This window comes from Terriglobales bacterium (assembly GCA_035651655.1).
Classification (GTDB): domain Bacteria; phylum Acidobacteriota; class Terriglobia; order Terriglobales; family Acidobacteriaceae; genus DASRFG01.
In genome coordinates this window covers 91,234-110,999 of record DASRFG010000026.1, presented here as the reverse complement: position 1 = coordinate 110,999, position 19,766 = coordinate 91,234, and the positions used below count along the sequence as shown (strand labels likewise).

16 protein-coding genes are annotated in these 19,766 nt (G+C 57.5%); 5 read left to right on the top strand and 11 right to left on the bottom strand.

All coding sequences use genetic code 11. From position 1 onward, the window contains the following. Nucleotides 1-42: 42 nt before the first annotated feature. Nucleotides 43-1,620: a M20/M25/M40 family metallo-hydrolase gene (locus VFA76_13475; GenBank protein ID HZR32850.1), complete on the top strand. Its 1,578-nt coding sequence runs from the start codon at nt 43-45 to the stop codon at nt 1,618-1,620. A 7-nt stretch (nt 1,621-1,627) separates the two neighbouring features. Here the strand turns inward: VFA76_13475 and VFA76_13470 are convergent, their stop codons facing one another. Continuing rightward, the gene (locus tag VFA76_13470; protein ID HZR32849.1) at nt 1,628-2,536 is read right to left on the bottom strand and encodes a LysR family transcriptional regulator; all 909 of its coding nucleotides are present in this window, start codon (nt 2,534-2,536) and stop codon (nt 1,628-1,630) included. 369 nt (nt 2,537-2,905) lie between these two features. Between VFA76_13470 and glnA the strand changes: the two genes are divergently transcribed. The 4 genes from glnA (at nt 2,906) to mdh (ending at nt 10,018) form a co-directional block, all read left to right on the top strand. Then, nucleotides 2,906-4,318 (top strand): type I glutamate--ammonia ligase, encoded by a 1,413-nt coding sequence (glnA, locus tag VFA76_13465; protein ID HZR32848.1) that lies wholly within the window; start codon nt 2,906-2,908, stop codon nt 4,316-4,318. Nucleotides 4,319-4,529: 211 nt separating this feature from the next. Beyond that, the gene (locus tag VFA76_13460) at nt 4,530-7,538 is read left to right on the top strand and encodes a hypothetical protein (GenBank protein HZR32847.1); all 3,009 of its coding nucleotides are present in this window, start codon (nt 4,530-4,532) and stop codon (nt 7,536-7,538) included. A gap of 47 nt (nt 7,539-7,585) precedes the next feature. After that, on the top strand, nt 7,586-9,010 hold the full coding sequence (locus VFA76_13455) for an NADP-dependent isocitrate dehydrogenase (GenBank protein ID HZR32846.1): 1,425 nt from the start codon (nt 7,586-7,588) through the stop codon (nt 9,008-9,010). Nucleotides 9,011-9,091: 81 nt separating this feature from the next. Beyond that, nucleotides 9,092-10,018 carry a malate dehydrogenase gene (gene mdh, locus VFA76_13450; GenBank protein ID HZR32845.1) on the top strand — a complete coding sequence of 309 codons (927 nt, stop codon included), beginning with the start codon at nt 9,092-9,094 and terminating at the stop codon, nt 10,016-10,018. 64 nt (nt 10,019-10,082) lie between these two features. Here the strand turns inward: mdh and VFA76_13445 are convergent, their stop codons facing one another. The 10 genes from VFA76_13445 to VFA76_13400 all read right to left on the bottom strand — a co-directional run bounded on the left by VFA76_13445 (nt 10,083) and on the right by VFA76_13400 (nt 19,637). Then, entirely contained in the window at nt 10,083-10,610 is a 528-nt protein-coding gene (locus VFA76_13445; GenBank protein HZR32844.1) for a peptidylprolyl isomerase, read from the bottom strand. 23 nt (nt 10,611-10,633) lie between these two features. Next, on the bottom strand, nt 10,634-11,362 hold the full coding sequence (locus VFA76_13440) for a peptidylprolyl isomerase (GenBank protein ID HZR32843.1): 729 nt from the start codon (nt 11,360-11,362) through the stop codon (nt 10,634-10,636). Nucleotides 11,363-11,439: 77 nt separating this feature from the next. After that, nucleotides 11,440-12,702 (bottom strand): dipeptidase, encoded by a 1,263-nt coding sequence (locus VFA76_13435; protein ID HZR32842.1) that lies wholly within the window; start codon nt 12,700-12,702, stop codon nt 11,440-11,442. Nucleotides 12,703-12,767: 65 nt separating this feature from the next. Then, entirely contained in the window at nt 12,768-13,547 is a 780-nt protein-coding gene (locus VFA76_13430; GenBank protein HZR32841.1) for a DUF5715 family protein, read from the bottom strand. Nucleotides 13,548-13,676: 129 nt separating this feature from the next. Then, on the bottom strand, nt 13,677-14,429 hold the full coding sequence (gene sdhB, locus VFA76_13425; protein HZR32840.1) for a succinate dehydrogenase iron-sulfur subunit: 753 nt from the start codon (nt 14,427-14,429) through the stop codon (nt 13,677-13,679). Between the two features lie 33 nt (nt 14,430-14,462). Continuing rightward, the gene (sdhA, locus tag VFA76_13420) at nt 14,463-16,253 is read right to left on the bottom strand and encodes a succinate dehydrogenase flavoprotein subunit (protein ID HZR32839.1); all 1,791 of its coding nucleotides are present in this window, start codon (nt 16,251-16,253) and stop codon (nt 14,463-14,465) included. Nucleotides 16,254-16,292: 39 nt separating this feature from the next. Then, nucleotides 16,293-17,030, bottom strand: a complete 738-nt coding sequence (locus tag VFA76_13415) for a succinate dehydrogenase (GenBank protein ID HZR32838.1) — start codon at nt 17,028-17,030, stop codon at nt 16,293-16,295. Between the two features lie 164 nt (nt 17,031-17,194). Further along, the gene (locus tag VFA76_13410) at nt 17,195-17,629 is read right to left on the bottom strand and encodes a hypothetical protein (protein HZR32837.1); all 435 of its coding nucleotides are present in this window, start codon (nt 17,627-17,629) and stop codon (nt 17,195-17,197) included. A 35-nt stretch (nt 17,630-17,664) separates the two neighbouring features. Next, nucleotides 17,665-18,864: a zinc-dependent alcohol dehydrogenase gene (locus tag VFA76_13405; protein ID HZR32836.1), complete on the bottom strand. Its 1,200-nt coding sequence runs from the start codon at nt 18,862-18,864 to the stop codon at nt 17,665-17,667. Continuing rightward, a complete protein-coding gene (locus VFA76_13400) occupies nt 18,861-19,637 on the bottom strand; it encodes an SRPBCC family protein (protein ID HZR32835.1) in 777 nt (258 codons plus the stop codon). The genes VFA76_13405 and VFA76_13400 overlap by 4 nt, the downstream gene beginning before the upstream one ends. Nucleotides 19,638-19,766: the final 129 nt, after the last annotated feature.

The following is a 19,766-nucleotide window of genomic DNA, read 5'->3' as shown; positions in this document are numbered from 1 at the left end:
CTCACATCAGGCAAGTCACCGCAGTACCTCTGGAGGACAATCATGCATGGTAATGTTCCCCGTGTTTTCGTAATTTCTCTTTGCCTGCTGGCCGGCATGAGCTTATGGGCCGCCGGACCGGCGATTCTCGATCCGCCCCCGCCTACCGAGGATGGCACTATGCCGGCACTCACGGCCATCGCCGGGCACGGCATGCTGGATTCTCATCCTGTCGAAGACCTGCAGGAACTGAGCGACGACATCGGCGGCCGAGTTACCGGCTCACCGCAAGCCGCGAAGGCAATTGAGTGGGGGCTGGCGAAAATGCGGGCGATCGGCTTGAGCAACGTTCACACGGAAAAATGGCAGCTCTCTCGCGGATGGACGCGTGTTTCGGGCGACGCTGAAGTGCTGTCACCCATCCAGAGGGGATTAACGATTGATTCCATGGGTTGGGTCGGATCTACACCCAAGGGCGGCGTGGAAGGCGAACTGGTTGCGGTTGACGTAGGCCACCTTGACCAGGAAGTAAAAGAGAACTCCGGAAAATGGCCGAACAAGATCCTGCTGGTGATCAGGAAGGAGAAAGGCGAAGAGCCCAAGCGGGAGGAGCGCAGGAAAGCGTTCCTGAAATTCGGTCCTTTTCTAAGGGCTGCGTACCAAGCTCACGCTTTGGCTGTGATCGGTGGACAGGGTGGCTCCACGGCCGCGGGGATGCACCTGACGCACACTGGAGTGCTCGGCTTCGATACGTTTTACGAAATTCCCGTGGTGAGCATCATCGCGGAAGACCATCAGCAGTTGGAGCGCTTTCTGGAGGCGGGCAAGACGGTGCGCCTGAAGATGAACGTCCAGAACCGCATCACAGATGGGCCGGTGGAATCGGCGAATGTGGTGGGTGAGATCCGCGGCACGCAGCACCCCGAGCAGGTGGTTGTGATTGGTGGACACCTCGATTCCTGGGACCTGGCGCAAGGCACCACTGACGACGGCTGCGGGGTTGCGACCACTCTGGGAGCGGCAGAAGCCATCGCTAAAGCCGGCCAGCGGCCCAAGCGGACCATGCGATTTGTGCTCTTCACTGGCGAGGAACAGGGGCTGCTCGGCTCGTTCGCCTACGTAAAAATGCACCAGGATGAAATGGCGAACCATGTGGCCGCGGTGATTCTGGACAACGGCCAGGGACCGGTGGTGAGCCTGAATCTGGGTGGGCGCGACGATTTAAAGCCTGCCGTCCAAAAGTTCGCCGAGTCAGTGAAATCCTTTGGCGAAATCAAAGTTGACGATAAGACCAGCTTCGGCACCGATAGCGGACCGTTCACTTTAGCCGGTCTGCCGGGAGTTAACATGGGACAGGATTCGCCCGAGTACAAGTACACCCATCACTCTGCGGTTGACACCTTCGACAAAGTCAAACCCGACCTGCTCACTCGTGACGCCACGTTGATGGCGCTCACCGCCTTCTGGATTGCGGATCGTCCAGAGCGCCTCGCCAGCCCATGGCCGCCGGAGAAGACTGCGCGGGCGTTGGTGAAACAGAAGGACGACCTTATGCTGAAGGCATTTGGCCTCTGGCCGTTTGGAGACTTGGGAAAAGATGCGCGACCGGATAAGGAGAGCTCGGAGTCAGACAGTGAATAATTCTGCCCTAATCGCGGCCTGAACTAGCCGTTTGCGCCGGCTTGAGCCGGACAGCGATATCAATGAAGGCTAGTGCCGCGCGGCTGAGCGCTTTGTCTTTGCGAAATACGAGCGCCAGGTCACGGCGAATTTGAGCATCCGCGATTGGTAGTGCCACCAGTACGCCAGCCCGCACGTCTTCAGCGACGTTGGAACGGGCAATGAAACCCACGCCAACATCGGCAGCCACAAAGCGCTTCAGCAATTCGCTGGAGTCGAGCTCCATGGAGACGTGAGGACGGAGCCGTCGTTCATGAAATAAATTCTCCAGGGCGTCGCGTGTGCGTCCGACCTTCGGCAACAGAAGCGGATATTTGGCAATTTCTGCCAGAGGCGCGCCTGCCATCTTTGCCAGCGGGTGCCGTGGCGGCGCGATCAGTACCAGGTCGTCTTTGTGAATTGCAACCACGGTCATGCGAGTGTCCGTGACCGGGAGTGATACCACACCGAAGTCCACCGAGTTATCAATCACGGATTCCAGAATCTTGCTGTGCTCGGACCGCTTAATACTCACCGCAACTTTGGCATATTGCTTTTTGAATTCAGCGAACACTTCGGGCAGGATGTGCAGGCAGGTGCCCTCATTAGCGGCCACAACAATTTCGCCGCGAGGGACGCGCTCCATCTCTTCGACGGTGGTCATCACCACGCGGCGGGACTGCAAAGCCTCCTCAGCATACTGCTGAAAGACCTTACCCGCGGCGGTGAGCGCTACCTTACCGCCGCTGCGGTCGAAAAGCCGGGCGCCGATTTCTTCTTCCAGGGCGCGAATCTGGGAAGAGATCGCGGGCTGAGTGCGGAAGCGCTTCTCCGCCGCCCGTGAAAAGCTGGCGTGCCGCGCCACTTCCAAAAACGTCTCTAGCTGGTCAAAGTCCATGGAGTGCAAAACTAGCTAAGCACAAACAACGCCGAGGGCACAAAGTAACCTTCGTGAACCTCTACGTTTTGAATCATGAGGCGCGATCACGGCGAGCCCAATTGCAGCTCCCACCGACCGGGAGTAAATAGTTAATTTTCATCAACATAGGGTCGGGGATAAAACACCTTTATGGGGCCCATAAAAACAATCAATTTCCCCGCACCAAGGTAAGCACGTATGCTCAACATGTCTTGCTGCGAGGAGATTGTAGCAGCAGGTGTTCCCGCCGAATTGATGAGACTTTCAGTTTTGCCCGAGCCCACAACACCTTTGCAGGTAGCGGTGTGGGGTCTATTCGCGCCCGTTGACGGCGCAAAGGAGAATTAAATGGCTGATCCGAAGACCATCCTGGAGTTCGTAAAGAAGAATGGGGTCAAGCTGCTCGACCTCCGCTTCACCGATCTCCCTGGATTATGGCACCACGTTTCTTATCCGATTGACCAGTTCACCGAGGATTCCTTCGAAGAGGGCTTCGGTATGGATGGCTCTTCCATCCGTGGCTGGGCGGCAATCCACGAGAGCGACATGCTGCTCATGCCCGATCCGGCGTGGTACATGCTCGATCCCTTCACCGAGGTTCCTACGCTGGTAATGGTGTGCGACGTCGTAGATCCGGTGACCAAACAACGGTACGACCGCGATCCGCGCTACATCGCAAAGAAAGCCGAGATGTATTTGGCGTCCACGGGGCTGGCTGACACCGCGTTCTTCGGCGCCGAAGCCGAGTTCTTCATCTTCGACAACGTGCGTTTCGACCAGCGCGAGCAGCATGGCTTTTACTTTATTGACGCCGAAGAAGGGCGTTGGAATTCCGGTCGCGCCGAGAACAACCTGGGCTATCGGCCGCGCTTCAAGGAAGGCTATTTCCCGGTTCCGCCCACAGACCACTATCAGGACCTGCGCACTGAGATGGCGATGACCATGCAAAATTGCGGCCTCACGGTCGAATGCCATCACCACGAAGTCGCAACCGGCGGTCAGACTGAAATTGACTTGAAATTCGATTCTCTGGTGCGCTCTTCCGACAACATGATGCTCTATAAGTACATCGTGCGGAACGTCGCCAACCAGTATGGCAAGACGGTCACCTTCATGCCCAAGCCGCTGTTTCAGGATAACGGCAGCGGAATGCACACCCACCAGTCACTGTGGAAGGGCGGCAAGCCGCTCTTCGCCGGAGACGGCTATGCGGGACTTTCGCAGATGGCGTTGTGGTACATCGGCGGGCTCATTAAACATGGCCCGGCGCTCTCCGCGCTCATCGCTCCTACCACCAACTCGTACAAGCGCCTTGTACCGGGCTTTGAAGCTCCGGTGAACCTGGCCTACTCGCGGCGCAACCGCTCGGCGGCGTGTCGTATACCGATGTACTCGGCTTCACCTAAGGCCAAACGCATCGAGTTCCGCCCGCCCGACCCGAGCTGCAACCCGTACATGGCCTTCGCCGCGATGATGATGGCTGGACTGGACGGCATCGAGAACAAGATCGATCCCGGCCAGCCGCTCGACAAGGACATCTACGATCTGGGCGCAGAAGAGTTGGCGAAGGTACCATCCATGCCCGGCTCGCTCGAAGACGCCCTCGATGCTCTGGAGAAGGACCACTCGTTCCTCCTCAAGGGTGACGTCTTCACGGAAGAGCTGGTTAAGACTTATGTTGACTACAAGCGTGAGAAAGAAGTGAATGCGGTGCGTTTGCGTCCGCATCCGTTTGAGTTCGCGCTGTATTACGACATTTAACCCGGTTGCTTACCTACGTGGCTGTTGGTTCAGGCCCGGCAGAAATGCCGGGCTTTTTTTTATTAACCACAGAGTGCACAGAAGCTCACAGAGTGAGAGAAAAGCGAGCGGATGCCTTATGCGGCCATTTTCTGTGGTTCACCTCTGTGTTCTCTGTGCCCCCTGTGGTACGCCAATCCCCGTGCTATGCTGAAAATTAGAGTCAAGCACCTTGTCCAGCGGACCTGTTTCGAACTCCCGAATTCTCCAGCACGCGACTGCTGCAGCGCCCATCGAGTTCCGCGACCCCGGCCGCGCTGCGGAGACGCTGGCGCGGATTGTGCAGCGCGCTCCCGCGGCAGTGTCTGCGGCGCTGCAACCTCTCTTGGCCGAATCCCCGGATCCCGATTCCGCTCTTAATCTTTTCGACCGCTTGGTGGAAGCTGACGCGGAAGCAGGTGGCGAACTATTGCGGTTACTGGACGCTCACCGTTTCCTGATTCACTACGCGCTGGTGGTGTTCGGGTACAGCCGCTATCTTGGGGACACGCTGATCCGCAATCCCGACCTGCTGCAGAGCTTTGTGCGTGGACGTAACAACCTGGACCGCAGCCTTTCTCGCGAAGAGTTCCATGAAGGGCTCGCCAGGTATAGGGCTCGATCTTTGGATACGGATATCGCGCTGTTGCTCTCCCGATTCAAGCGACGTGAGTATGTGCGCATCATGCTGCGCGACGTGCTGCGAATCGCGCCGCTGGCAGAAACTACCTCCGAGATCTCCGCCTTGGCAGACGTGCTCATAGAGGATGCCTTGCGCGAGGCGGAAGCCGTGCTGCGCCGCCGTTTCGAGGCCCCGAGGCATATGGACAGTGAGGGCCGCGTGGTAGAAACGCCATTCGCAGTGTTGTCTCTGGGGAAGCTTGGCGGCAACGAACTCAACTACAGCTCCGATGTTGACCTGTTTTTTCTGTATGGCGACGGCGAAGAGTTGCCATCTGCGGCCATTTCAAACCGCGAATACTTCATCCGGCTGGCGCAGCAGGTCAGCGAGATTCTCTCCCGCATGACCTTCGAGGGCCGGGTGTTCCGCATTGATCTTCGCTTACGTCCGCAGGGAAGAGAAGGCGAGCCGGCAGTTGCACTGGGCCATGCGCTCAGGTATTACGCCACCTTCGCCCACGACTGGGAGCGCCAGGCCCTGATCAAAGTCCGCTACACCGCGGGGGACGCGGCGCTGGCGCGAGAATTCATCCGCGGGGTGCAGCCACAGGTGTACAGCGGCGACACGACCCGGCTCAATTTTGCCGCCATTGCGACGGCGCTGGACACGCGCGAACGCATCAGTGCGCGCCGGCGCGCCACCCACGAACTGGGCGATATTGACGTAAAGCTTGATCGGGGCGGCATTCGCGACATCGAATTTCTGGTGCAGTGCCTGCAGCGCGTTCACGGCGGAGCAGAGCCGTGGCTGCGCTCCGGCGGCACTTTGTTTTCTCTGCAGAAATTGCATGACAAGGGCCACATTACCGGCAAGGAATTTCACGAGCTAACTACAGCCTACGAGTTTCTGCGCAAAGTGGAGCACCGGTTGCAGTTGCGCGAAGGCCAGCAGACACACCGTTTACCGCAGTCAAGCCATGATTTGCGGGTGCTCTATCGGTCGGTTGTAAGTGAAGCCCATGGTGGTAGTTCCTCCGGCGATCCCGCGACAGCGCTGCACAAAGAGGCGAAGATCCGGCCAAGCCAAGTGGTTCATCTCGTGCGTGGCTGCATGGCCGCAGTGGCGGATATTTATGAACGCATCATTCACCAGCAGCAGTTTCAGCAGGACCGGGAAGGCGAATTCCGATTGCGGCCGCGCATGGAAGATAGCGGCGCCGAACAGCAATACCATCAGCTTTTGCAACGTCTCGCTGAAGAATCCAGCGCGCTGTACGAAACAGCGATGCGTCCTGACCTGGACGCGATTACCAGACGCAATCTCTACCGTTTTCTTAGTGCAGCATTTACGAGTTCGGAGCGCTATGCAGCGCTGATGTCCGCGCCGCAAGCGGTGGAGCGCGCGTTGGCCTTATTTGGCTCAAGCGAATATCTCACCGACATTTTGGTCCGCCATCCGGAAGAGATTGAGACCCTGGCTGCACTTTCAAGCGGCCCTCGGACCGCCCAGCAGATTCCAGATTTGTTTGCGGGGGCTGATTCCATACAAGGGCCGAACGATTCGACGTTCGATTTTCTGTCCTCGTCGGTCTGGTCGGATGGAGACAAGCTGGCGCTACTGCGGCGCCACTATCGGCATCGTGTGTTTGCCTCGGGTGCAGCCGACATCCTGGATTTGCGGCCAGTGTATTACTCGCTGTGTAGCAGCACCCTGGTGGCCGAGCAATGCATCCGCGCCGCCCTGACCATTTCGGGACAGCCGCCCGGACTGGCGATTCTGGCATTTGGACGACTGGGAACTTCCGAGTTCGACCTGCTTTCGGATGCCGATGTGCTTTTCGTCCGTGACGAAAAGCTCGATCCTGCGGTGGCGACCAAAGCCGCCGAGCAGACCATGCAGGCACTGGCCGCCTATACGCGTGACGGAACCGTGTTTCCTGTGGACGCGCGCCTTAGGCCACACGGATCGGAGGGAGAACTGGTGGTCACTCCGGCGCAGTTGCGCGCCTACTGCGCTCAGGAGGCGCAACCCTGGGAGGCACTCACTTGTACCAAGCTGCGCTGGGTGGCCGGATCGGTTGAAGTCGGGACAGAGGCGGTGTTAGCAGCCCAAGAATGCCTGCGAAGGTATGCTAAGGAGCCGGCTTTTGGTTCCGCGGTGCGGGACATGCGACGGCGGCTTGAGGTCCTGGAGCCGCGAGAGCGAAATTTCAAAACTGATCCAGGGGCGGTTTACGACATTGATTTCATCACCTGTTATCTCAAAATTCGCCACCAGATCGAAGGCCATCAGGGCAACTTGCACGAACGTCTCGGCAGGCTCCGCGAGTACTCGCTATTGGCCGAAGATGATTACGTGCTCCTGGAAGAAGCTGCGGAGCTGATGCGCACCGTGGAACACGTGGTGCGATTAGTCGTGGGACGCTCGCGAAAAACGCTGCCGGCAACTGAGCACGCGCGGCGGATTACCGAGCGGCTGACCGCGCGCATTCTGTCCCGCGACCTGGTCGGCGGCCTGGATGCTGAGCTGGCACGCACTTTCCACGGTGTGCGTCAGGTTTTTGACCGCATAATCCGGTAGTTTCCTTTCGCCGCCCGGTTCTCGTATCATTCTGCAAAGGAGTGCCAATGGCTTCATACAACGGGGTTGCGTTGCCCAGTGATGGCGCGGCCATCACGTTTAGTAATGGAAGATTCAACGTTCCCGATAATCCCATTGTCCCTTTTATTGAAGGCGATGGCACGGGACGCGACATCTGGAAAGCTTCGCAACGGGTGTTCGATGCCGCGGTGAAGAAGGCCTATAGCGGCAAACGGCGGGTTGCTTGGTACGAAGTCTTCGCTGGCGAGAAAGCTTTCAGAAAGTTTAAAAACTGGTTGCCGGATGACACGGTCGCTGCGGTCCGCGAGCTGCGAGTCGCGATCAAGGGCCCACTGACCACGCCGGTGGGCGGCGGTATTCGGTCGCTGAATGTTGCATTGCGACAGATTCTCGATCTATATGCATGCGTTCGCCCGGTGAAGTATTACCAGGGAGTGCCTTCGCCGGTGAAGCATCCCGAACGCATGAACGTGGTCATCTTCCGCGAGAACACGGAAGATGTTTATGCCGGTATTGAATGGAAGCAGGGCACGCCGGAGGCCCGCAAGCTGATTGATTTCTTGAACAATGACATGTTGAAGAACAGTCCGAAAAAAGTGCGGACAGATTCCGGCGTGGGCATCAAACCTATCTCGGTCACCGGCACCAAGCGACTGGTGCGCATGGCGATTCAGTATGCGCTGGCGAATAATCGGAACGCGGTCACACTGGTACACAAGGGAAATATCCAGAAGTTCACCGAGGGTGCATTTCGGGAGTGGGGATACGAGTTGGCGACGGAAGAATTTCGCGACCAAGTGGTCACTGAGCGCGAGAGCTGGATTCTCGACAACAAAGATAAAAATCCGCAGCTCAGCATCGAGCAGAACGCGGCCATGGTTGAACCTGGTTTGGAATTCGCCAGCGAGGATTTTCGCAAGTCCGTCTATGCGGAAGTAAAAGGTGTTCTAGACAAGATCTACAAGACACACGGCCAGGCCGGATGGAAGAAGAAACTAATGGTCAACGATCGCATTGCCGATTCCATATTCCAACAGGTAGTTACTCGTGCCGATGAGTACTCCGTGCTGGCCACGCCTAATTTAAATGGAGATTACATATCCGACGCCTGTGCAGCGCAGGTGGGAGGCCTGGGCATCGCGCCTGGCGCCAACATTGGCGACGAGCACGCCATCTTTGAGGCGACCCACGGCACGGCACCAAAATATGCCGATAAAGACGTGATCAATCCCGGTTCGGTTATTCTTTCTGGCGTAATGATGTTTGACTTCCTGGGTTGGAAGGAAGCCGCCCGGCTGATTGAAGAGGCGTTGGAGCGCACCATTCAGCAAAAGAAAGTCACTTACGATTTCGAGCGCCTGATGGAAGGTGCGACCAAGGTCAAGACCAGCGAATTTGGGGACTACATCATCAGCAACATGGGCGCCAGATTCTCAACTGCGGCAGACTAGGATTTAACTTTTAATCGGCTGGGCATGGGTGGCATGGCTGATATCCACACACCCGCCATCGGCGCTGGAGAGAGAAGGTCAATGCGAAATAAAGTCACGATTGTTGGTTCGGGAAACGTAGGCGCTACCGCCGCGCACTGGATTGCGGCCAAGGAACTGGCGGACGTTGTACTCATTGACATTATTGAAGGTGTGCCGCAAGGCAAGGCCCTTGACTTGCTGGAAGCGATGCCGATCGAGAAGAAAGATTCCTTTATTCTTGGCACGCAGGATTACAAAGATACTGCCAACTCCGACATCGTCGTGATCACTGCCGGGGTACCCCGCAAACCAGGCATGAGCCGCGACGACCTGCTCAACATCAACCACAAGATCATGAAAGACGTGGTGGGCAGCGCGGTGCAGTATTCGCCCAATTGCATTCTGATCATCGTTTCCAACCCTCTGGATGCGATGGCGCAAGCCGCCTACAAGCTGAGCGGTTTTTCTCGGAACCGGGTGATTGGCATGGCGGGTGTGCTCGATTCAGCGCGCTTCCGCGCCTTTATCGCCATGGAGTTGAAGGTCAGCGTGGAGAACGTCACCGCATTTGTGCTCGGCGGTCACGGTGACACCATGGTCCCATTGGCACGCTATTCAACTGTGGCGGGCATTCCTATTACCGAACTGATGGACAACGCGACTCTAGAGCGGCTGGTGCAGCGCACCCGGGACGGCGGAGCCGAAATCGTCAAATATTTGAAAACCGGCAGCGCCTATTACGCGCCTTCGGCCGCAGTTACGGAGATGGTCGAGGCCATCCTCAAGGACAAAAAGAAGATTCTTCCCTGTGCCGCTTATCTGGAAGGCGAATACGGATTGAAGGGCCTATTTGTCGGCGTTCCTTGCAAACTCGGAGCGCGTGGTATTGAGCAAATCATCGAGATCAAACTGACGCCGGAAGAGCAGAGCGCGCTGCAAAAGAGCGCAGGCGCAGTGAAGGAACTGGTCAGCGTAATCGGCGTGTAGCACGAACTGCGTTGGCTTAAACGGCGTACCTTCCGAGCCCCCCGTGTCTTCGTGGTGAAATCGCCTACGTTCGCTCGATCTTTACCGAATTCACTTTCACATCTTTCTTGGGCCGGTCTTGCGTATTTCGCGGAAGGCGAGTGATCTTGTCCACGACATCCTGACCTTCCGTCACTTCGCCAAAGATGGTGTGCTTGCCGGTGAGCCACGTGGTTGCGGCAACCGTGATGAAGAACTGCGAGCCGTTGGTGTTAGGCCCGGCATTGGCCATCGCCAGTTTGCCTGGCTTGTCGAAACGATGTGGTGAGCCTTTGGTCTCGTCCTCGAACTGGTAGCCCGGTCCGCCTGTTCCATTGCCCGCCGGGTCTCCGCCCTGGATCATGAAGGCGGGGATCACACGATGGAAGATTGTTCCGTCGTAGAGCCGATCTTTGGACTTCTTGCCGCTGAGCGGGTGCTTCCATTCGCGCTTGCCTTCCGCAAGCTCGATAAAATTCTGCACGGTTTTGGGCGCGTCTTTTTCAAACAGTCGGCATGCGATTGTGCCTTCAGTAGTATCGAAAATAGCGTAGGTTCCGGGTTGCCGGGCCATGGTGCTCCTCTCCTCCTGATTTGTTATTGCTTCGGCGCTGTTGCTGGTTTGGCAGCCGGTTTCTTTGCGGCTGGCTTGCGATGCGCCGGGCTGGTAGCTTTGCGCGCGGCGCCGGGTTGCAGGATATCTACATGAACAATGCGCACTGGATGGAACGGCCGGTCATTCGGATCGCGTGCCATGGCTTCCATTTTCTTAACCAGAGCCACGCTGGCCGCATCGCACTGTCCAAAGATGGTGTGATGTCCATTCAGGTGTGGCGTTGGCACATCGGTAATGAAAAACTGTGAGCCGTTGGTATTCGGCCCGGAGTTGGCCATCGCCAACCGTCCCGGACGATCAAACGCGAGGTCCTGCCGGAACTCGTCCTCAAAGGTGTAGCCGGGATCGCCGCTGCCGTTGCCGGCGGGATCTCCACCCTGAATCATGAAATTTGGAATCACGCGATGGAAGATGGTGCCATCGTAGAGTGGCGTGTTGTGCTTGGTCACGTGGCTAACCGGGTTGGTCCAGTCCTTGGTGCCTTTTGCCAGGCCGATGAAGTTGGCAACGGTCTTTGGCGTCTTGTCTGGAAACAAAGTGCAGGTCAGAATACCGGCCGTGGTGTGGAAGACGGCGGTGGGCTCGGCCTTGGTCGCTGCCCCCGGCGTAGCTTTGCGTACGGGTGCCTTGTGAGCCGCACTCGGCTTGGTTTGGGCCAGCAGGGGAGCACTCGCGAGAACAACAGTAATCAAACTGGACAATTTGAACATTCGTAGCTCCTGACTAAATTTATTGAGCGAGAGTCACGCATTGAGGCAATGATTCAATGAGTCACTCGCCCAATCATTCAATTTTTGGCTGGTTCTTCGGCCTGCATCTTCCGGCTGACCTGCTCGACCTCGCCGAACACGCGCAGCATATTGCCGCCAACCATCTTCTTAATATCAGCAGAGCTGTAGCCGCGATCCAGCAATCCTTGTGTGATCTTGGGCAAATCGGCGGCGGAGTCGATTCCGGCAGGTAAAGCCCCGGAGACGCCGTCGAAATCCGAGCCCAATCCCACATGATCCACGCCTGCCACCTTGGCGATGTGGTCAATCTGATCAATCAGCGATTTCAGCGGCGGCCGCGGAATTTTGGCATTCCATTCTCTCTCCAACTGGTCGAATTCCGGATAGCTGAAGGGCTTTCCCTCTTCCTTAAGCCGCTGTAGAAAGGCATTCTCAGCGGCCTGACGATCCTTGGCCATCTCCTGCTCGGCCTTGCGGAAATTATCATCCACAAAAGCAGAATAAAAGTTTACGTTCACTACCCCGCCATTTTTCGCTACCGCCTTCAGCATGTCGTCGGTCATGTTGCGGGCATGGTCGCAGAGTGCTCGCGCCGACGAATGTGAGGCGATCACTGGTGCTTTGGTAACGGCGATAGTGTCCCAGAATGTCTTGTCGGAGACGTGAGAGATATCCACCATCATGCCGAGGTGGTTCATTTCCCGCACCACCTGCCTGCCAAAATCGGTGAGTCCGTCGTGGTGCTTCACTTCGGGGTTTTTGATGTCGCCAGAGGAGTCCGCCCACTCATTGGTGTTGGACCACGTCAAAGTCATGTAACGAACGCCGAGGCGATAGAAGTCTCTCAAAATGTGTAAATCATCCTCAATGGCGTGTCCGCCCTCGACTCCCATCAGTGCCGCAAACTTCTTCTGTGAGCCTGAGCGGGCGCGGACGATGTCTTGCGCGGTATAGGCCATCACCATCTGATTGGGGTGGCGCGACGCCTGCGCGTAAACTGAATCAATCAGATCGAATGCGCGCTTGGCGTAATGCCCACCGTTGCTTCTGGGATCCACCCAGATCGAGAAAAACTCGGCGCCCAGATTTCCTGCTCGGGCCTTCTCCAGATCTATGTTTCCCTTGGTGGTCGGGGTGACGCTTCCGATGTCGAAGTTTTCATCGAGAAAGCGCTGGGGGGTATCCGCGTGGGTATCGATTACGATTGCCGAATCGTGAATGCGGCGCGCCTGAGGTGAAACAGACGGGCTGTCGCCCTGAGCAAAGCTAAAAACACAACAAAGCAGAATTGGGAGAAGGCGGGTGGTTCGGGAGAACATGAGCTTTCATTCTACACGGGCAGGCTGCCAGTGTTCAGGACAGGAGAAGGTATGCCAGACGCCTGCTAATTCGCGCTGGCAGGAACTTCGGTTTGCGGCGACGCCTGGTCCGTAGTTGCGGGCGACTGCTGCCGGGATTCTCTTACCGTTGGTTCATGCAAGCTTGCGTAGCGCTGCGACACCATGACGTGGAAGACCGGCTCCCGGCGCTCCTCCGCTGCTTCGATCAGGCCTCGTTCACGCAGGTCGTAAAGGTATTGCGCCATCCACTTTCGCTGCGCGCGTGTCATGCCATGCCGGGAGATGTCCACGGTGATGCCGGCAACGTGAGATGACTCGGTGTCCCCCGATGCGGGCGCGGCGTTATGGTTCCAGCGGCGCAGACGCTTCTGCTGTTCTTCGGTGCGGACCGCCGAGTTCACCTGAATAGGCTGATGAAATTGCCGATAGTACGCGGCTGCCGCACCCTGTAAAAATTGCCGTGTCCACGGGCGGCAGAAGCGATTCTTTGGGTCGAGGTTGGGATGGACTACCAAAGTGCGGCTCTCCACAATCGGCACCAGTTCCTGTTGCTGCTTCAATTCCTGGAGTTGGTCGTCATCAGCGATGCGGGGCAGCCCCAGGCGGTCAATCTCCTCGTTTTGACGGAGCAGAGAGTCGTGCGAACCACGGATCGGAGACCGCCACGCCCACACCACGTGGCGATGGTGCACGCGCACTCGGCTGTGTCGCCGGCTCCGGTAGCGCAATGACCCGGTGCGATAGTGCAGCGAATAGGCCTGGGTGGAAGCCAAGAAGAGAAACAGTGCAAGCAGCGGTTTGATACGGCCGAAATTCCTGAACACGACCCGATCTCCAGAACTTATCTAACTGAAGTGATCGGCATTGTAGAACGCGGCTTGAGAATTTCAGCCCGACTTTTTGAAAAGATGAACCAAGAGAGGTACACGTTAGTAGGTGTACTGCCGTGCGTGCTAACGGCGGAACAGGTCGCCAATGGCCTGCTTCATGACCTCGCGGCCAACTTCTGCGATGGAGCGCGTCAGCGGAATGTCTTTGGGGCACACCTCTACGCAGTTCTGCGCATAGCCGCATTCATGGATTCCGCCGTCGCCCATGAGCGCCGTCAGGCGTTCGCGTTTGAGCGCGCTTCCGGTGGGGTGAGTATTAAAGAGCCTCACTTGTGAAATCGCTGCCGCCCCCACGAACCCGGTGTGCTCGTTGAACTGCGGGCAGACCTCCATGCAGCAGCAGCACGAGATGCAGCGCGAAAGCGGGTAGGCCTGCTCCTGCTGGTCCATCGTCATGCGCGGTCCGGGACCGAGGTCGTAGGTGCCGTCAATCGGAACCCAGGCCTTCACCCGCTTGAGGTCCTCGAACAGGACAGCGCGGTCCACCGCGAGGTCGCGGACCACAGGAAATTTCGAAAGCGGCTCCAAGCGGATAGGCTTCTCCAGCTTATCAACCAGCGCCGAGCAGGCCATGCGAGCCCGCCCGTTAATCAGCATGGCGCAGGAGCCGCAGACTTCCTCCAGGCAGTTTGAGTCATACGTAATGGGCGTGGTCGGCTTGCGGTCGCGGGTGACAGGATTCGCCGCGATATCCATCAGCGAGGAAATCACGTTCATGCCGCGCTTCCATGGCAGCTCGAACTCCTCCCAGTGTGACTTGGAGTTTGGATTCTCCTGCCGTTTTACCTTGATGATTACGCTCTTGTTATCTGCCATGTTTAGGTAGCGCCGGCGTTCCGCTGCCAGGCTTTACTTCGCCACGTCATACCGTCGCGGCCGCGGTGGAATCAGCGACACATCCACCGGCTCGAACTCAAAGCGCGGCTCATCCGCATCGGCGGCGAAATATGCCTTGGTCGTCTTGAGCCAGTTCTTATCGTCGCGCTCGGGAAACTCGGGCTTGTAATGTGCGCCGCGAGACTCGTTACGCATGAGGGCCCCTTGCGCAATCACCCGTGCCAGCTGCAGCATATTGTAAAGCTCGCGAGCAAAAACAAAGCTGGTGTTCGCCCACATCGAACGATCACTCAGGTTTATGCGCTCAAAGCGCTCCAGCATCTCGCTGATTTTCCCGTCAGTCTTCTGCAAATCATTGTTGTGCCGGATCACGGTGCAATCCCGCGTCATCAAATCGCCGAGCTCGCGCCACAGCCGGAACGGATTCTCCTTCCCGTCAGAGCGCACCAGCTTAGAGTTGATCTCTTCCTGGCGTTTTCTCTCGGCGTCGAATACTCCATTGCTCAAAGCAGCGGCTGATTTGTCCAGCGAGCGGGCGTACGCAACTGCAGCGGGGCCAGCTACAAATCCACCGTGTATACAGGAGACCAGCGAGTTGGCGCCCAAGCGGTTGGCGCCGTGATATTGATATTCGCACTCACCAGTGGCAAATAGGCCGGGTATGTTCGTTGCCTGCTTGTAATCAACCCAAAGTCCACCCATGGTGTAGTGCATCCCGGGGAAGATCTTCATCGGCGTGTCGCGCGGATCATCGCCAACAAACTTCTCGTAAATCTCGAGAATACCTTCCAGTTTGCGGTCGAGAACCTTGCGGTCGATGTGAGTCAGGTCAAGGTAGACCATGGGCTGGCCATCAACTCCCATGTTCAGCTCATAGACCACTTTATGGATGGCGCGGGTGGCGACGTCCCGAGGCACCAGATTGCCGTACTTTGGATACCACTCTTCGAGGAAGTACCAGCGCTCCTTTTCGGGAATGGATTTCGGATCGCGATTGTCCCCAGGCTTCTTGGGAACCCATACGCGTCCGCCTTCACCGCGGGCAGATTCGGACATCAGCCGCAGCTTGTCTTCTCCCGGAATCGAAGTGGGATGGACCTGGATGAACTCACCATTGGCGTAGAAGGCTCCTTGCTGGTAAAGGGCGGACTGCGCCGATCCCGTGCAGACCACCGAGTTCGTGGACTTGCCGAAGATGGCGCCGATACCCCCGGTCGCGATGATGACCGCGTCAGCAGGAAAAGTACGTACTTCCATGGTGCGGAGATCCATGGCGCAGATTCCGCGGCTGGCGCGGTTGGTGTCGAGCACCACGGAGAGGAATTCCCAATGTTCGTACTTCAGGACCTTGCCGTCCGCTTCATGACGGCGCACCTGCTCGTCGAGGGCATACAACAATTGTTGACCGGTGGTTGCCCCGGCAAACGCCGTCCGGTTGTACAGCGTTCCTCCAAAGCGGCGAAAATCGAGCAAGCCCTCCGGAGTACGGTTAAAGGGGACGCCCATCCGGTCAAGCAGATCAATGATGCCGGGCGCGGCATCGCACATTTCCTTCACCGGCGGCTGATTCGCGAGGAAGTCGCCCCCGTAAACCGTATCGTCAAAATGCTGCCACGTGGAGTCGCCTTCGCCTTTCAGGTTCTTGGCGGCATTGATACCGCCCTGCGCGCATACTGAATGCGAGCGCTTCACCGGCACGATGGAGAACAGATCCACGTGACCGCCCGTTTCGGCGATCTTGATGACGGCAGACAGACCGGCCAGCCCGCCACCCACAACAATGATTTTCGGATTAGCTGCCATGATTGAAGTCGTCGAATCCCAGTGGGTACACGGAAAATGTCACAGGATCCAGGCTCCGTTCAGATTTGCCGGCGGCGCAACCGGTGGCGTCCTTAGGAACGCGAGTATGGAAACCGTTCCCACCGTAATCAAGACCACCGCGACTAGCCAGCAGACCACGGCAAACCTCCGCCGCGCCCGGTCGCCGGCAAAGATGCCCCACTTCGCGGCGAACAGCCACAAGCCATATCCAAAGTGCCAGGATGCGGCGATGATGCCTACAAAGTAGAACGCCACTGCCCAGGGATGCCGCAGCTCATTTTGTACCTTCCAAAACGCGGCGGCAGAATTAGTGAGCAGATGGACGCCGTTAAAGCGCATGGACCAGACGTGCCAACCCATGTAGAAGAAGGCAATTGCACCCGTCCAGCGCTGGGTTGCGTACATCCAGTTTCCCGCCCAGGGATACTCCGCCAGGTTCGATTCGCCCCGGAACCAAATGTAGAAGCCATATCCTGCGTGATATGCGATTGGCAGCCAGATGAAAAACAGCTCCAGGTAGAACACGAAGGGCAGCCCGGTCAGGAAGCGAACATTTTCGTTGTAGGCTTCAGGACCATTGGTGGCGAAGGCATTGGAGAAGAAGTGCTCGACCAGAAACGCACCGATCGGAACGATTCCGCTCAGTGAGTGGAGGCGGCGCAACAGGAACGAGTGGCCTTCTCCAGCCCGCAGTGGAGCAACTCCGGACCGAACGGCGGGTGCTCTGCCTGAGGCCGTAGAACTGGCCGAAGCCAAAATAGCTCCTATGAGTTCAGGGATAAATGCGCAAACATTTTATTATGTGGACTGGAAGGCACGAGAGTCAAGGACAAGTCACGCGGGCGCAGTGTCCTAATCTGCTCAAATTAGGACACCACATCACCCGGGGTAGTGTGCGAGCATCCACGTGGCCAGCAGCTTCAGGCTGCCCTGCGCCGCTCGAACCGCTTCTCGAGACGTCCTCTTTGACGCACAGCACCTGAATCGTCGTCGTAGTCGGTGATACCGGCAATTACGGTCTCGCCTGCGCCTTGCATGCGGAAGTATTTGGTGGGTGCACTGTTTTCTATTCCGAGGAGAGCGGGAAGCACGGCGGAGGCCGTCGCGACTCCGTAGTCTAAGATCCCGTGCACCTTGAAGCTATAGAGGCGAAATACGCCAAGCGGGTAATCCGTCATCAACGCATTCGCCAGCACCCCAGCTCCGAGGGCCAGGGCAGCGTTGCGGGCACGCCGGTTTTTTCGGAACAGCGCAGCCGCTAAAAAGTTGGTACCGGCGTGAATGTAATCAATGAGGCCATGAGTTTTTGCGTCGATGATGCTGGGCATCGCGTCATCGATAGTCAGTCCGGCCATTTTCAAACTCCTCAGTTGTTCGTAAGACTGGTGCTCTATGCTGCGGCTGCTCCATCCGCCCAGGGATCGAGCACCACTTTGGTGCAGTGCTCTTGCTTGTCGCGGAAAATCTTGTACATCTCGGGCGCTTGATTGATCGACGGGCGGTGGCTCACCACAAAGCTGGGATCGATATCGCCTTTCTCGACGCGTTCAAGCAGTGGTTTCATGTAGCGCATCATGTGCGTCTGACCGGTTTTCATCGCCAGGCCTTTGTTCATATAGGCGCCCATGGGCAACTTGTCAACGAAACCGGCATACACGCCGGGCACAGAAACCGTTCCACCTTTGCGGCAGGCCTGGATGCACTGGCGAAGAACAATGGGACGGTCGGTCTCGATTTTCATCGCCTGCTTGGTGCGATCAACCAGGTACATGAAACTGTGATCGTGGGCTTCCATGCCTACGGCATCCATGCAGGCATCCGGCCCGATGTTGGCAGTCATGTCTTTTAGCGTTTGCACCACATCGTCCACTTCTTCGTAGTTGATGATCTCCGCTCCGGCCTGCGCAGCCAGGCGAAGCCGATAGTCGAACCTGTCAATTGCGATCACCCGCTCAGCGCCGAGCATGAATGCACTGCGAATGGCGAACTGCCCGACGGGGCCGCATCCCCAGATGGCAACCGTGTCGCCCGGCTTAATGTCGCAGTTTTCAGCGCCCATGTAGCCGGTGGGAAAGATGTCAGATAAAAAGACTAGTTTCTCGTCGGGAACTCCTTCGGGGAGCTTGAGCGGACCAACGTCGGCATACGGAACGCGAGCGTACTGCGCCTGGCCGCCGGCATATCCGCCCATCATGTGGGTGTAGCCGAAGAGCCCGGAAGGTGAATAGCCCATCATCTGCTCGGCAATCCAATAATTCGGATTGGAGTTGTCGCAACACGACCAGAGCTGCCGCTGGCAGAAAAAGCAGCGACCGCACGCAATCGTGAATGGGACGACTACACGGTCTCCCACTTTGAGCTTCTCGCGGTCAATCGCCCCGCCGACTTCTACCACCTCACCCATAAACTCGTGGCCGAGGATGTCACCCTGCTCCATGGTGGGAATGAGCCCGTTATAGAGATGAAGGTCGGAACCACAGATGCAGGTGCTGGTGATGCGCACGATCGCATCCCGCGGATTCAGAATCTTCGGATCCGGCACGTTCTCGACGGTGACTTTTTCTGTACCCATCCAACAGACTGCTTTCATGCTATCCTCCGCAACGCGTTTAACACTTCGGTGATTCGAGATTCCGGCCGCAGTGGCCGATCGGGATCGGCGAGACGGAGCACCGCTATCTTTAACGAACGCGGGCCGTGCGTCTGTCCCTCCGTGGTGGGTATTTCGCCGGTTTCGACCAGGGCTTTGAAGCGCCGCAGGTCTTGGCGCATTACAAAGTTCGGATACTTACCGAAGATTTTCGCAACCGCCCGCCCGACCCCGCCGGAAGGTGGGCGGAAGCGCATCATGGCTTGAATGATGGTTCCACGATTCGCGGGCGCGCTGCGAAACTCCACAGAGCCGTCAACTCGCAGCCGCGACCCGGGAAGCGCTTGCCACTCAATCACTTCGTTCGCGCGCTCAGTCACGATTTCTGCGTCCCAGGTAATGCGGGTGCCCAGAGGGCCTAGCGCAATCCATGTGGTGCGCTTGTCGCCGGATACGCTTACAGACTCAAGGTGACGCATGAAGAGCGGTAGGTTCTCAAAATTCCGCCAGAACTGATAAGCCTCTTGGGGGGAGCAGTTCACTAAGACGCTGCTGCTGGCCACGATCACTCGAGGAATGCGGTCCGCGGTGGCGCCAACATAGGCCAGAAGTCCGCCGGCAGCAGCCATAGCAACACCGGATTTAGAACGCCGCGTCAGACCGACGAGCGCCAGTGAACCTCCGCCAATCAGTGCAGCCCAGCGCTGAAATGAGCCTGCGTCGCCGGAGACGGTGTCAGCATCCCGCACTAGAAGCCCTGCGACCTGATTCATAAACGAACACCTTTCTTTTGGGAACGATCGTTTTCTTTATAGGGTCGATGCGGTGTGATGCGACCACCAAGACAAGGGTGCCCTGCTCATGCGGTTTTTCGAGCTCTGCCGGAATTTTGTGTAGTGTGG

Coding starts and splice junctions, on each gene's coding strand:
- VFA76_13470 (HZR32849.1), bottom strand. CDS start 2,536: ATGGACTTTGACCAGCTAGAGACGTTTTTGGAAGTGGCGCGGCACGCC.
- VFA76_13440 (HZR32843.1), bottom strand. CDS start 11,362: ATGTTCAAATTGTCCAGTTTGATTACTGTTGTTCTCGCGAGTGCTCCC.
- sdhB (HZR32840.1), bottom strand. CDS start 14,429: ATGGCAGATAACAAGAGCGTAATCATCAAGGTAAAACGGCAGGAGAAT.
- VFA76_13435 (HZR32842.1), bottom strand. CDS start 12,702: ATGTTCTCCCGAACCACCCGCCTTCTCCCAATTCTGCTTTGTTGTGTT.
- glnA (HZR32848.1), top strand. CDS start 2,906: ATGGCTGATCCGAAGACCATCCTGGAGTTCGTAAAGAAGAATGGGGTC.
- VFA76_13400 (HZR32835.1), bottom strand. CDS start 19,637: ATGAATCAGGTCGCAGGGCTTCTAGTGCGGGATGCTGACACCGTCTCC.
- VFA76_13410 (HZR32837.1), bottom strand. CDS start 17,629: ATGGCCGGACTGACTATCGATGACGCGATGCCCAGCATCATCGACGCA.
- sdhA (HZR32839.1), bottom strand. CDS start 16,253: ATGGCAGCTAATCCGAAAATCATTGTTGTGGGTGGCGGGCTGGCCGGT.
- VFA76_13445 (HZR32844.1), bottom strand. CDS start 10,610: ATGGCCCGGCAACCCGGAACCTACGCTATTTTCGATACTACTGAAGGC.
- VFA76_13475 (HZR32850.1), top strand. CDS start 43: ATGCATGGTAATGTTCCCCGTGTTTTCGTAATTTCTCTTTGCCTGCTG.
- mdh (HZR32845.1), top strand. CDS start 9,092: ATGCGAAATAAAGTCACGATTGTTGGTTCGGGAAACGTAGGCGCTACC.
- VFA76_13405 (HZR32836.1), bottom strand. CDS start 18,864: ATGAAAGCAGTCTGTTGGATGGGTACAGAAAAAGTCACCGTCGAGAAC.
- VFA76_13455 (HZR32846.1), top strand. CDS start 7,586: ATGGCTTCATACAACGGGGTTGCGTTGCCCAGTGATGGCGCGGCCATC.